Below are 14,941 nucleotides of genomic sequence, written 5' to 3'. Positions count from 1 at the left end.
GCCGCACCTGCAGTGACGATAGTAACCACCACCGCCACCACAATCATGATGATCATGCCCAACTTGCCACACCCTTTATTCGATTTCGGCGGTGGCAGGATTTCCGGGCTCGGCGTCAGGTCACCGATCACTTCGCCCGCGTTGTACGGCTTGAAGGTGGTGGAATTGTTTTTCAGGGTGTGCTGGGTATTCGGAATCCGTAAATTACGGCCCGCGTCATTGGTACTGAAGCCATCCGTCGGGCCCATGCTCAGGGCGTTGGCTTCGGCAATCACGTACCACAGGGACCCATCACCAAATAGCAGTTGCGCGATCGCACTTAAACTCTCGCCACCGGTGACGGTGTAGGTACCCGGTACACTGCCCGCCGCATACTGGGTGTTGATCGGCCGGGTGTTGGTGCCCTTGTCACCGATGTCCGCGATGCTGCTGCCGTTGAGGTAGTAGTAGTTCTGCGTCTTGACCGCCGTCGTCCCGAAGGCTTTCTCGGCACTGCTGATGATCTGGTTTTCCGCGTTGTAGGCGAAGTACTTGTGGGAGATACCCGTCTTGTCACCCGCCGGATTGCTCTCCTCGATCTGGCTATGGGTCAGCCGGCCACGGTGATCATAGGTATTGATGGTGGTACCGGGTGCTGTCCGAGCCTGGGTGGTCTTGACCGTGATCGATCCCACCTGGCTGCCGCTGAAGGTGTTGGTGTATTCGTAGTAATAGTTGTTGGTGAATTTGTAGGTGTTGGCATCGTAATGCTTGTACTCATAACTGCTGAGTTCACCATGGGCAGTGTACTTGTACGTCGTCTCACCCGACTTGCGACCCAGGTGATCAAACGTATTCTGGGTGATCAGTTGCCCGTCGTCGCGATAGCTGCTGACGGTTTTGCGGCTGTTTTCCACCGTAGTGGTCAGGAAACCGCGCTGGTCATAGATATTGCGCTTGGCTTCGGTGTAGGCACCCACCGTACCCGCTGCCTTGTGGTTGGCGGACGTACCCGCACGGGTGACGGTCGCTTTCGATACGCTCTCCACCAGACCCATGTCGTTGTAACTGGTCAGGGTCTGGTTGAAGTCGCTGATTGGAAAAGCGTGCATGAAATTTTTACTTCTTAAAGAACAAAGCCAGCGCTAGGCTGGCTTTGAATAACAAATGCAAAAACTTATTGCTCATTCCTGAAATCAAAATCCACTGGCGAGCCACCTGAGACATAATGTGCAAGATAACGATCCAAAGTATCTTCCGGATTTTTTAACACATAGAAATCGCCAAAAGCATTATTTCTGACGTGGTAAACCTTATGGTCATTACGCTTTTCATCCAGGAACAATGCATCACCTGCTTCGGTGTAGAGCCAACACGTTAAACGCTCGCTACCAATTTCCTTTTCAAATTTTTTAAAGTCTGATTTTTTAGCATTAGAAATTTTTTGACAGTATTCATCCATCGATAAACGGGAAGGATAATTAAACGGTGTGTTTATCCAACCTATGGGTTTGGTAGGTCTATCCGTTATTACAAACGACCAAAAAAAACGGTAAAGCTCTTTCCATTTTGTAGGCAACATTTTTCTTTCTTCGTCAAATGTTGATCCCTCCGTATCTTGAAACACAAATGTGAGACTAAAAAATAAATTTAAATCTTCTCTCTCTAATACTAAAAAGGCTTGCCAGTTATTCATGTAGTTACGAAAAGCAGCAATTGGCTTTGGCCAATGCGTTTCCATAGCTTTTACTGTAAACGGAAATGCGTCCGTAAATGCCGGAAAAACTTCACTTACATTTTTCCCCAAGCTGTGTCCGATTTCGGGCCAAAGCTTGAGAGATGAAGGCTCCACTAGTTCGGAAGATGAAGTGCAAATCAAGTCATAATCTTTTCTATCTAGCATTAAAAACCACCTGATTGATTAAGTTTTTGATAAATCTTGATTTTGCTTTGAATTTGTTCAGAAATATTATTCTGTAGAAACTCTAGATTTTTTGCATAATCCGTATTCAATTGCTGTCCTTTATATATATCCCAATTTATAGACTTCCCTTTAGAAGCATTAAATGTTGCTGGTAGGGCCTGCAGATTACCAAATTCTCCACCAATGTCCTGGATAATATAAGTCATTTGCTGTTTGGTTAGCGTATTGAAACCCGGTAATTTAGCAATCTCAGCCGTTGGGAAAATATGATCTACAGCTATAGTTTTACCTAAAGGCGCAGCCTTAAAGGTATTGGTCAGAGGATCAAGATAGCCCATGCCTTGGAATCGAGCACTCATTTCTGATGTGACAGTGGTAATCCGTTCATAACCATTCAGCACCGGAACCATGAAACTACTGTTCAAGGTTCCACTCATTGGGCGCCATACAAACTGGGAATTTTTCAAACTATTTAGCGAAAAACTACCTACAGATGCAAATGCTTTTCCAGTGCCGAGGGTCGCAAAACCGCCCGATACAAACCTTAAACTATCTTCACCAATTTCCTGCAAACCGTTTTGACTGAAATAATTCACTGTTCCTGTGTAAGCCGAACCAATCGCACCAGTTGGGTTATCCCATACATAACTCGCCAGATTACTGATACCACTTATCGCTGCACTGCGTACATTGCTGTCACTGGCTAACCCATAAATACCCACAACACCATCTGCAAGATCATACGCAGCATTATTTAATGCGCGTCCCCAAGCACCCAATACTGCTCCAATACCACTTTGCGCATTGTCGATTGTGTAATTGTAGGAGGCTTGGTCTGAGGCCCTTGCACCGGAAAGCCAACTGCTGGCTTTTTCATAGTATGACGTTTCACCGTTCCCCGCAGACCCGCCAAACATGTTGTGTATGTAGAAACGGTTTTCCAATGAAGCCAGAATGCTATCGATCTCATTCATCTGTACCGTCAGGCTTGGGTTGAAATCATAGCGACTAAGATCGAAGTCGTAATTGAACTCAATACCACCCGGCGCACTGCTACTTCCCTTCGCGCGCTCTACTTTCAATTCACTTTGCTGCACCGGCGTCAACTGGCCATCCGCATGACTGACTGCTCCGGCTTCCGGTGCTGTGGTAGTGGCGATAGGTGCATCTTTTTTGGCCGCGGTATCACGCTGGTCAACAACCGGAACTGCTGCTTTCGGTTTATTAAACTGATCCACCAGCCAACTCGCCGAGGAGTTGCCAAAAGCATCTGCTGCTATATTGCCCCAATCCTGTTTACCACCTCGACCTGCTACGCGACTCAATGATGAGGATACGGCTGAACCCCACATATTCCCCGCGAAGTTACCCATGAAACCGTTGGTCAGTCCACCCACACTATCCGTTACATTGTTACCGGTTTTACCGGTGAGACCAGTCGATATCGAGGTAACAGCAAGGTCGGTCCAATTGAAATGGGTTTCCAGGCCGGCGACTTTGTTGGCAGTGTAGCCACCACCATAAGTGGTCACACCTTGGGCAAAGACACCTGCGCCGCTGAGTTGACGGACCGCATTGCCCGCATTCGCATAACCACCTCCAATCCTGACCGCATTACCTGCCTTGTCTACTGCATTAGCACCGAATGCACCTGTACCGGACAAATAACCTGCTGCACCCGCACCAAAACCGGCGGTAAGTCCAGAGGAAAAGGCCGAGCGCAGACTGATGCCATCATTCATTCCCATCATCATCCCTGCCGCCTGACTGGCAAGGCTGCCTACAAATCCGCCCACTGCCGCAGCAGCCATCGCTGTTCCGACAGTGCCCATGGCCGCTGCCATGGTACCGGCAGTCAACGCAAGCCCACTTCCCCCTGCAAGAGCAGCACCCCCGACGGCTGCGGCAGTTGTTGCACCGGTAGCGGTAGCAGCTGCTCCCATCGCCGCCGCTGCCGCACCTGCAGTGACGATAGTAACCACCACCGCCACCACAATCATGATGATCATGCCCAACTTGCCACACCCTTTATTCGACTTCGGCGGTGGCAGGATTTCCGGGCTCGGCGTCAGGTCACCGATCACTTCGCCCGCGTTGTACGGCTTGAAGGTGGTGGAATTGTTTTTCAGGGTGTGCTGGGTATTCGGAATCCGTAAATTACGGCCAGCGTCATTGGCACTGAAGCCATCCGTCGGGCCCATGCTCAGGGCGTTGGCTTCGGCAATCACGTACCACAGGGACCCATCACCGAACAGCAGTTGCGCGATCGCACTTAAACTCTCGCCACCGGTGACGGTGTAGGTACCCGGTACACTGCCCGCCGCATACTGGGTGTTGATCGGCCGGGTGTTGGTACCCTTGTCACCGATGTCCGCGATGCTGCTGCCGTTGAGGTAGTAGTAGTTCTGCGTCTTGACCGCCGTCGTCCCGAAGGCTTTCTCGGCACTGCTGATGATCTGGTTTTCCGCGTTGTAGGCGAAGTACTTGTGGGAGATACCCGTCTTGTCACCCGCCGGATTGCTCTCCTCGATCTGGCTATGGGTCAGCCGGCCACGGTGATCATAGGTATTGATGGTGGTACCGGGTGCCGTCCGAGCCTGGGTGGTCTTGACCATGATCGATCCCACCTGGCTGCCGCTGAAGGTGTTGGTGTATTCGTAGTAATAGTTGTTGGTGAATTTGTAGGTGTTGGCATCGTAATGCTTGTACTCATAACTGCTGAGTTCACCATGGGCAGTGTACTGGTACGTCGTCTCACCCGACTTGCGACCCAGGTGATCAAACGTATTCTGGGTGATCAGTTGCCCGTCGTCGCGATAGCTGCTGACGGTTTTGCGGCTGTTTTCCACCGTAGTGGTCAGGAAACCGCGCTGGTCATAGATATTGCGTTTGGCTTCGGTGTAGGCACCCACCGTACCCGCTGCCTTGTGGTTGGCGGACGTACCCGCACGGGTGACGGTCGCTTTCGATACGCTCTCCACCAGACCCATGTCGTTGTAACTGGTCAGGGTCTGGTTGAACAGGGTGCTGGTGCTGTTGGTCATGCCGTACACCTGGCTGGTTTTCAGCCGCCCTGCTGCGTCGTACTCGTAAGCGATACCGCCGCGCGCATCAACAACCAGGGTTTTGGTGGCAGGGTCGAGTTTGCCGCTGTCCACCAGGACGCGCCCTTCAGCGTCGTATGCGAACAACTGGGTGCTGGCCGTGCCGGTGCCGATCTGGGTGGTAATGGCGCGACGGTTACCCCAGGCGTCATAGCGGTAGCTCAACTCACTCAAGGCCGCCGTCTGCTTGTTGCCCAAACCGGTATTGAAGGTACTGGCCGGTGAGCGGACATTGGTCAGGCGACCCGCTTCATCGTAGCTGTAGTAGGTATTGATAGTACTGTCGGTGCCATGCGTTGTAGTCACACCATAGCTGGTACGGATGGTGTTGTCCGTATTGCCATGGCTTTCCACCGTGCGCAGACCACGGATATCGTACTTGTAGTTCGACTCCACGACGCGCTGTTTGCTGGGGCCGGTATTTTCCTGGTCGTACTTGCGCTTCAACAGCCCGTTTTCGTGGTAATCGTATTCCACAAACGAGGCCGCATTCGCCGCACTTTGCTCGCGCCGCAACTCGCCGAAATCGGTAAAGGTGTTGTTGTAGACACGCGATGCCAACACCTTGTTGTCATCCACCGTTTGTACCGTGAGTTTCGTTACACGGTCCACGGTGTAGTCGGCGTTACTGTAGGTTTGGGTGGTGCCCACCCAGGTATCCAGGTACACCGTGCGCTGGGCGTAAACCGGTGTCTTGTAGTTGATGATGTATTCTTCATTGACGGTTTTGTAATTGGGGATGTTGTAACCAATTAAATGGGCCTCGGTCACGGTGCCGTAAATGGGGGTTTTGTAGGTGCCGGTGAAATAGTTTTCCGTACGCATCGCGTAGATCGGCGTCTTGTAGGTGCCGGTAAAATAACTTTCTGTACGCGTACTGTATTCCGGGATGTTGTAGCCGGTCACATACTGCTCATCGCGCATTTTGTAAATCGGCGTGTTGTAGGTACCCGTGAAATAGTTCTCCGAGCGCATTGCGTAGATCGGGGTTTTGTACTCCTTGATATAGGTAACGGTGCGGGTGCTGTAGACCGGGATTTGATAACCGCTGATGTATTGCTCATCGCGTGTCCGATAGATAGGCGTTTTGTAGGTGCCGGTGAAATAGTTCTCCGACCGCGTCGCATAGATCGGGGTGTTATAGCCAGAAATATAATCCACCGTTCGCGTAGCGTAGACCGGTGTCTGCACACCGTAGGGCCCGGTGTTGTAGTGCGAGATGTATTGTTCCTGGCGCTGGCTCCAGATGGCGGTACTGCCGCGCTGCTCGGTGCTGGTAGTCGTGTAGCCGTAGATGTATTCGACCTGGCGGGTGCCCCAAATCTCGGTGCTGCCGCGCTGCGCTGTGCTGGTGGTGGTGTAACCATCGATGTATTCAACCTGGCGGGTGCCGTACAAAGTGGTGTAATTGGTTGTGCCAGCGGGCAACGACGATACGGTCTGAGTGCCGGATTGATAGGTTTCCTGGCGCTCCGCGTAAATGGCCTCGCTGCCACGCTGTGCCGTAGCAGTAGTGGTGTAACCGTAGACGTATTCCACTTGGCGGGTGCCCCAAATCTCGGTGCTGCCGCGTTGTGCTGTAGTGGTGGTAGTGTATCCGTCGAGGTATTCAACCTGGCGAGTGCCATAAAGCGTCTGGTAATTGCTCACACCATAAGGCACCGCTGACACGGTTTTCCAGCCGGATTGGTATTGCACTTGGCGAGTGTCCCAAATTTCGGTACTGCCCCGCTGGGCAGTGCTGGTGGTAGTGTATCCATACACATACTCTACCTGCCTGTCCGCCCAAATCTCGGTGCTGCCCCGCTGGGCGGTCGTAGTGGTTTGGTATCCGCTGATAATTTCCCGCGTGCGATTCTCGGTAACCGGTGTGTACTCGGTCGTGCCATAGGGCAATTCGGTCACAAATCGCACACCGTCCCTGACCTGCACCTGGCGGGTGCCCATATTGGGAGTACTTCCTTCCTGGGCCGTGGGTGTGGTGGTGTAACCGTAAAGATAGGTTTCCGATCCCATTACCGACTGTAGCGTTTGCTCACCGGTCCTGTGCCCCAGGGCATCATAGGTATACTGGGTCTGGCGGCCACCAATGTCCTGCTTGCGGTCAATCTGCCCAAAGGCATTGAAACGATAATACTCACCTTGGTTAGCAACATTGAATTCGGCGTATTTGTTACCCGCCTGATCATAGACGAAGCGGTTCAGGCTGACCTTCTTGCCTGCAGCCTCGGCCAGGTTATGGCCGTTATAAGCGCGCTCAGTACTGGTAGTGGTAATGTTCACGCCATAGGGCGTTGGTGTCTGGTGCGTAACCACCTGGTCGGTCTGGCGCAGCAGGGATTGCTCAAGCAGTTGGCCTTTTTTGTCGTAGTCATACACTGTAACCGTGCCCACGCCATTGCGCATGCCCACCTTGTTGCCGTGGATATCATAGGCATAGTCCACCGTAACCCCGGTGGCATCCACCGTCCTGGTGATATTGCCAACGCGGTCGAAGTATTGGTATTTCTTCTTGAGTGCAACTTGTGCCACACCATCGACCGTGCCTGAAGCGGTTTGGGTCTCCACCGCCGCACGGCCGAGCAGGTCATAACTCAGGGTGCGATTAACGGCGGCACGGAAACCTTTGTTTTCTTCGGTATAGATCATTACCGACGGGCCGGTTTCACGCACCAGCTGGTTGTCATGGTTGTAAGCCATGGTGCTGGTTTGGTTGGCCGCATCAGTGCGCGAAATGACATTGTTCCAGCGATCATAGTCCTGGCGGATCATCGGATCGACACGGGCACCGGTTTCGGTACCGGTGGAATACGGCAGGCGCTGCACTTGTATGCGGCCTAACAGGTCGTAATAATTTTCGGTGATGCGCGCATTGGAGGTGTTGTTGTCGATGCCCGCCTGCACTTGCCGGGTAAGGTTCCCCTTCAGGTCGTAATAATAATAAGTGTAACCATCATTACTTTGCTTGAGTTTGATGCGGCCGGCGGCATCGTACTCATAGCGGTTAACGATGGCGGATTCCAGGGAACCGGTGCCGGTGCCCCAGACACGCTCCTCACGCAAAACCTCACCAAAGGCATTGTAAACCTGACGCAAACCCGTCTTGTTCGTACCATTGTGATCAAGGGTGACCGTCTGGCGACCGACCGCGTCATATTCAAAGCTGCGTTTTATGGTGTGGCTGTAGGCCAGCGGACCGGTGGAGACAGTGACATCCTGGGTTTGGGTAATGACCCGGCCATTGACATCTACCTTATATTTGATCGAATTGCTTTCTCCATCGACAGACTGAATCTGGTTGCCCACATGGTCGTAGGCAGCTTGTGTGGTGATAGTACCGCCACGTGCATCAACATTGCCCTGGGTCGTGGTGCGCGCATTGCCAAAAATGTCATAGGTAAATTGGATTGTGGCCTGCAGCGTGGTGGCCGGGTTGCGTAATGGATCAAGCCCCGTACCTGCCACCTGTTGTGTTGGGGTAGTTACCTTGGTAACCCGGCCCAACGCGTCATAATCCGTGCGGGTGGCGTTGATACTGGTGGCAGCATCAATTGACTCGGAGGCAGCAACCCGCGCCGCTTCACCGAGCGCATCAAATTGCTTAACCACCTCACCGAACGCGTTGTATACCGAGCGCGACATCACCGCCGAGCCGGTTTTTTCCAGCGACCAATTGCCGTTAACCAACTCCACGTACTTGAGGTTGTCACGGGTGACTGTGAGCGTACGTCCCAAAGCGTCGTAACTAAACACCTGTACCCGGTCTGTGTTGGAGTTCACAAAGGCGGGTTTGGTAGTGGTGCTCAAGGTTGCCGAGGTCAGCTTGTTAGCATGTTCGCGGATGCGCTGGATATTGCCCAGGGCATCGTATTCGGTCGTTGTGCCGTAGAGGACATAGCCAGTCTGTGCATCGTAGCTCTCTACCTGGGCCACCAGTGTCTGGCGTCCCAGGCGGTCGTAATAGATATTGGTTTGTGTTGTGCGGCTCGCGTCCAGACGGTCTTTTTGTACTACAACTTCATTAAAGACGTTGTATTCATAGCTGGTTTCACCCTGGCCGCTGTAATAGAGGTTGCCTGCATCCGCAGGATTTTGCAGGGTGCTGGCATTACCGGATGCATAATTGTTGACCGTGGCCGGCATCAGGGTGTTGAGCTTCCTGCCAATCGCATCATAGTTGTGAGTAATGGTACGTCTGGCGGTATCACCGCTGCTGGCGAGGGTGATTTCAGTCGCGCTCCAATACCCATTGGCTGTTTTGGGAGCCAGTTTGACGGCATCGCTGAAGCGGGTTTGGGTTTTAATATTGCCCTGGTTGTCGTAGGTGGTGCCGGTGACATAACCCAGTGCATCGACATCAAACAACTCGCGGCCGGCCGCGTCATAAGCCTTGTATTGGTAGGCGAAAGTACTTGCGCCGGTGGTGATCTTGTTGCGCACCGCATTACCCAGATTGTCGTAGAGCACTTCGGTAATGCGCTGGAAGCGATCAGGCCGCCCCTCACTGTTTTGGTAGACACGCCCATCGGTGCTGTCATACCAACCGGCAAGGATAGTCTTGGTCTGGCGGCCCGCCTTGTCATATTCATAGGCGGTGGTGCGCTGATCAACCGTGATATCGCTGCCACTTGCGCGCTCGATAATGCCTTCTACCCGGCTGGTGACTTGGCCCAGGGCGTTGTAGTTAATATGGGTTTTGATTTTGCCGGTGTACGGCACATTGTTGCTGGCGGTAACAGTCACCGTGGAGGACAACTGGTCGACCATGCGGTTGGCAGCATCATAACGATATTCAATGATGCGATCAGCGCCGGCGTTGTTGACCACCTGGACGGTAATGCCTTGCACCGAATAATTACCATTGAGCGGGTTGGGTTTGCTGGCGTAACTCTTTTGGAAACGCACATTGCCCGCCACGTCATAGACGTTTTCGGTCAGGTAACCTTCAGCATCAATACTGAAACGTAACCGGTTGGCAGCATCGTACGCGAAGAAGCTGCGACGGGTATTGCCGAGGTTGGTGCTGGTGTCGCCCCAGGCGGTATCACGGTAACCCGCACCCTTCAGGGCGGTAATCATTTCAGCGGCGGTAATCGCCGTACCGGCTTCACTGCCGCTACCGATCGCTGTACTGATCGGTTGATCCAACAGTGTATTGTCATAGCGGCGGGTTTCCACCACATTGCCGTTGCCATCAAAAATGTTTTCGGTCACAACCCATTTGTTGGCATCAACCACCGCAACAGTGAAACGCTCGCGGCCATCCTTGTCACGTACATAGTAGGTGCGGCGGTCAGCGGCGTTATCGCTGATGCTGACACTGGTAACCACATCCCCCCACCCGGCAAGAGTCGCCGGCGCCACGCTATTGCTCAGCGCGCGCGTACCCGCCAAACGTCCATTGGCATCGTACTCGTAACGGATAACCGTGCCGAGGGCGGAGATTTGCATCGTTTTTTCATTAAACTTGTTGTAGACATACCAGGTGCTGTTGCCATTGGCATCGATCACGCGGGTAAGATTACCGGTTTTGTCGTAGCGGTATTCGGTGGTGATATTGAGGATGCCGGGAGCGACAATTTCCCTGGTCTTGCGCCCGATAGCATCGAATTGGTACTCGGTCGCCTGTTCCTCAGCGAAAACAAGGGCCTGACCAATCAGTTTCATGGCCCCACGCCCAACCCGCACGGTATTGCCAGCGTCATCGTAGGTGTAGGCGGTGGTGAGCCGCAGGCCATCCGGATCGCGGATCTCCTGCTTGATACGCCCGTTACGATCGAATGTGTAGGATACTTTTTGTTCCTTGCCTGAACCGAATCCATCAATCACACTGATTTGCCGACCCTGTCCGTCAAATTCGTACCGGGTGCGGATATTCAGCGAGCCATTCGGGTCTACAGACTTGGTCACTAATCGATTGACCGCGTCATATTCAAAGCGCACCAGGTTGTTATTGCCATCGCGGGTTTCATACAAACGCCCGCTGCGGTCATAGGTGTTATCCTGGATTTTGACGCCACCCTGGGTAACCGTCTTGAGCTGGCCATTTTTATTGTAGGTATAAATGGTTTCAACGCCATTGCCATCCCGCACCTTCAGGTTTTGGCCGGTGCGGCTCTTCCAGATAGTCACCTCCACACCTTCCGCGGTGGTCACGGTGGTGCTGCGCTCGGTATCGTTATAACGGTAACTGGTGACCTGTCCCAAGGCATTGGTCACAGTCACCAGCCGGCCAAAGGCGCCATAAGTGGTGGTTTCCACTCGTGACGGATTAGTTTCCGCGTCTTTCACTTTGACGGTGAGACCATTCTCCAGGTATTCGGTGACAGTCAGGTTTAACCGTTCATCATAATGTTTGATCACACGGCCAAAGCCATCGAAAACCACTTCGCTGGTCAGGTTGAGGCCGGCGGTACTGGTCGTGGTAACCGGGTTGTAGGTGTTGATGTTGCTGAAGGTTTTGATGACTTGCCCGAGCGCGTTATATTGCAGGCGTTGCTGGGTTTGCATGCCATTGCCGGTGGGTGTGAAGATATCCACCAGATCACCATATTTGTCATACACGTTGCGCGAGACTTTGCCTTCACCATCAGTGCTGGTCGCCACCAGGCCGAGCAGGTTGTAAGTTGTGGAAACTACCCGGTCATTAGCATCATTCCTGGCAGCGTTGACGCGGGCAACCAAATCGCTGGTAACTGTGCCACCGGTAAGACCGGTTATATCGATACGCGCCGTCAGCACACGTACGCTGATGGCTTGGTCAAAGGCGTTGTACTCGGTGAAGCTGACTTCGCCACGGGCGTTGACGGTATAAGTAAGACGGCCATCCTTGTCATAGTAAAGAAAGGTTTTTTGGCCATTTTGCCCATTCTGATCCCCAGGTCCAAACTCCGCGATACGACGCCCCAGGCGATCGTATTGGTAGCGCTTGCCGGCTTGGTCAATGGCGATATTGTAATCAGGATTGATCGACACGCCCTCACCACTGACCTCGCCCGTCACTTGACCAAAAGCGTTATAGCGGTAAAAGACCTGCGACGCTGCTTCCTGTACATCGCTTACCGATTTGGAGATCAAGCGTCCGGCTGAACTGTAGGAATAGACGGTCGTGACCTGGTCAAGTGCCGACAATTCACTCACTAGCCGGCCATAACGGTCATACCGCTCCCAACCGGATAATTTAGTCGCACCCGCCTTACTCCTGACCTGGTCGAGGGTCTCTTCGGCGCTGACGTTAATGGCAGTAGTGTAATAATGGATATTGTTCTGGACTTGACCGAGAGCAGGATTGCTGACCCCGAATACCTTTTCGGTCAAGAAACCTTGCTCATCTACCATCGCGACCTGACGGCCCTGGGCGTCATAAAAATAATAACTGGCAAGCTTGTTGTTCGCTGCCACGGCACTGCCCTGCAAAGTGGCAAAAGAGTCGGCGGCGGTAAATTGCTTGCCATAGCGAATCTTGCTGACCATGCGCCCGGCAGTGTCATAGACAAACTCCGTCAAGTAACGCTCGGCATTTAGGATGCCGACCTGACGGCCATCCTTATCATAGAAATAGTGGGTCGCACGGCCGCCAACATCGGTTTTAACCAAGCGACCGACGCCATCGTAAGTATTCGTGGTAACACGATCCAGGTTACCAAATTCCTCAGTGATGCTCTTTAAACGTCCATCTTTATAGTAGGCATAACGGGTGCTGCGATCATCGGCATGGGCGACCGCCGAAACCGCTGTTTGGGTGACACTGGTACCATTGAACCAGGTACCGGTATTAACCTTGGTAGCGTAGCGTTTTTCCTCGATGACCCGGCCATTACGATCATAGATGAACTCCGTCACCGCACCCTCGGCATCGACGCTATGGCTTAGGCGTCCAGCTGCGTCATAAAACCTGTAACTGCGTCCGCCCTCGGCATCCTCCACCATGACTTGACGGCCGGCGGCATCGTAAGTATAGGAAGTGATCCGGTTTTGGCCGCTACCAGTTGCATTGATATTGGTAACCCGGCCACGCGCGTCATAAGCGGTAGTGACGGTCAAACCAGCCAGACTATTACTTACCGTTATGACACCTACACCGTAGGTGGTTATCTCGCTGCCCTTGCTGCTGCTCGAACTGGTCACACGGCCCATGCCATCATAACCCAGGCTGGTTATGGTGAGGCTTTGCGGATAGCCGCTTTCCATCCTCTGCCCGATGGTATGGGTAAGGCGGCCATATACGTCGTAGGTGTAGACGGTATAAAGCTCAAAACCATTCAGTATTCCATTACCACTGCTATCGACGTTGGGGTATTCCGTCTTACGGGACAGGTTGCCGCGCACGTCATAGTCATATTTCACCAATTGGGTCTTGACCTTGTCCTGCGTGCCGATCCAGCTGGTGAGCTGGGTTTCACTCAAGCCCTGGTTCATTAACAGTCCGGAAACATTATATTTACCACCTGCATATTGAATGCTGTGGGTCAGTAATCCTCTGGAGTCTTCGTAACGATGCTCGCTCACACGACCTTCGGGGCTGACCGTAAAGCGCAAGCGACCTGCACTGTCATACACAAAGCGGGTTGTCTCGGGATTGGAGGGGGTTGTCAGCGATGCGGTAGCGTAACGGGTTTCGGTGATCAACAGATTGTTGTTATAGGTACGCTCGATGGTATTGCCTAGCGAATCGAACTCCTTAATCTGGTTGCTGTTGGAATCGTAGACGTAGGTAATGATATTGCCTTCACCATCAGTCACCTTAGTGACATTATCGCGCGCGTCGTATTCGTAATCCATCGATTGCACCTTACCATCCACAGCGGTTGAGGCCACCCGTGTCAGGCGCTGTTGGGCATCATAGGTGTAACGCGTCACGCGGTTTGTATTATCGATGACTTCGGTGTAATTACTGCCGTAGTTGAACGTGGTGGTACCCATATGGTCGGTGACCGTCTGGACTTTATAAAGCCCACCGCCGGCATCGATATAGGTGAAACTGACGCTGGTACCATCGTTGTTGCTGACTGTCTTGATTCGTGTGGAATCACCGTGGTAGGTGTAGGTTGTGGTGTAGACATTGCCGTCGGCAATACTGTTATCAAGACTAAGATCCGTACTAACCCTATCCAGGCGACCTTTGTCATCATAGAAATAGTGGACCTGTTGGGTTGCCGTGCCATTCAATGACGGCTTGGTATCTACCCGCGCCAGGCGGTTGCTGGCGTCATAGATCAAGTCCAGTGTCTGGCCCGATATCACATCGGTGATACTTTTGAGGCGATCACCATCAAACACGTAGTTCAAACCATTGCCGCTGGTGTCGCGCGATGTGCTGATCCAGCCGGTGCTGGCTGAATAGGTTTCAGTTGCTTTAGTGGTACCCTCGGTCCATAGCCAGGTGCCGTTGGTGAAAGTGATAGTGTCATCCGCGCCGTCACCATCGGAGGATTTATAGGCCGAGCCATTCCAGGTATAGACCGACTCGTGACCATCTCCGCCAGTGCGGATCACAGTACTGCCTGCAGTGTTCAGCGCGCCTTGCAACACAACCCTCTTCTCGCCCAGCCAGCGCCAGCGGTCTCCATCACCATCGGTGACGTTGCCTTGGGAGTTATAAGTGCGCAAGTGGTGGATATCAGCACCGGTGCCGGATAAGGTTTCATCAAGGAACTGGAGGATTAGGTTGCCGTTAGCCAGATTAACCAGGGAAGAACCGTTGCTAAGCCCGATCTTACCGTCACCGATAATGCCAGCGCCGTTCGCTTGGTGGGCAGTACTGTCAAGTAAGCCGAGTCCTGTGCCTGTAATTATTGCAACCATGTAAATTCGCTCCTGCTACTAAAGAGGTTCCGGAAAACTGATGAAATAAAAGATGGTTCTTATTAGTTAAATCAGTAAAAGCGCGAGGAAATTAAGCGAAAAACCAAACAAAGCAATAATATTGCTTAAA

General features: G+C 52.7%; 3 protein-coding genes. All 3 read right to left on the bottom strand.

The annotated features are described in order from the left end of the window. A partial coding sequence (locus AC1RJL_RS05585; protein WP_492911755.1) for a LysM peptidoglycan-binding domain-containing protein occupies positions 1-1,091 on the bottom strand: 1,091 nt, incomplete at its 3' end. Between the two features lie 65 nt (positions 1,092-1,156). Continuing rightward, a complete protein-coding gene (locus AC1RJL_RS05580) occupies positions 1,157-1,882 on the bottom strand; it encodes a hypothetical protein (protein ID WP_492911754.1) in 726 nt (241 codons plus the stop codon). Next, entirely contained in the window at positions 1,882-14,811 is a 12,930-nt protein-coding gene (locus AC1RJL_RS05575; RefSeq protein ID WP_492911753.1) for a hypothetical protein, read from the bottom strand. Before AC1RJL_RS05575 ends, AC1RJL_RS05580 begins: the two co-directional genes overlap by 1 nt. Between the last annotated feature and the right edge of the window lie 130 nt (positions 14,812-14,941).

Source organism: Cellvibrio sp. GW822-FHT04B05, from assembly GCF_058800985.1.
This window is presented reverse-complemented; position numbering and strand designations above follow the sequence as displayed.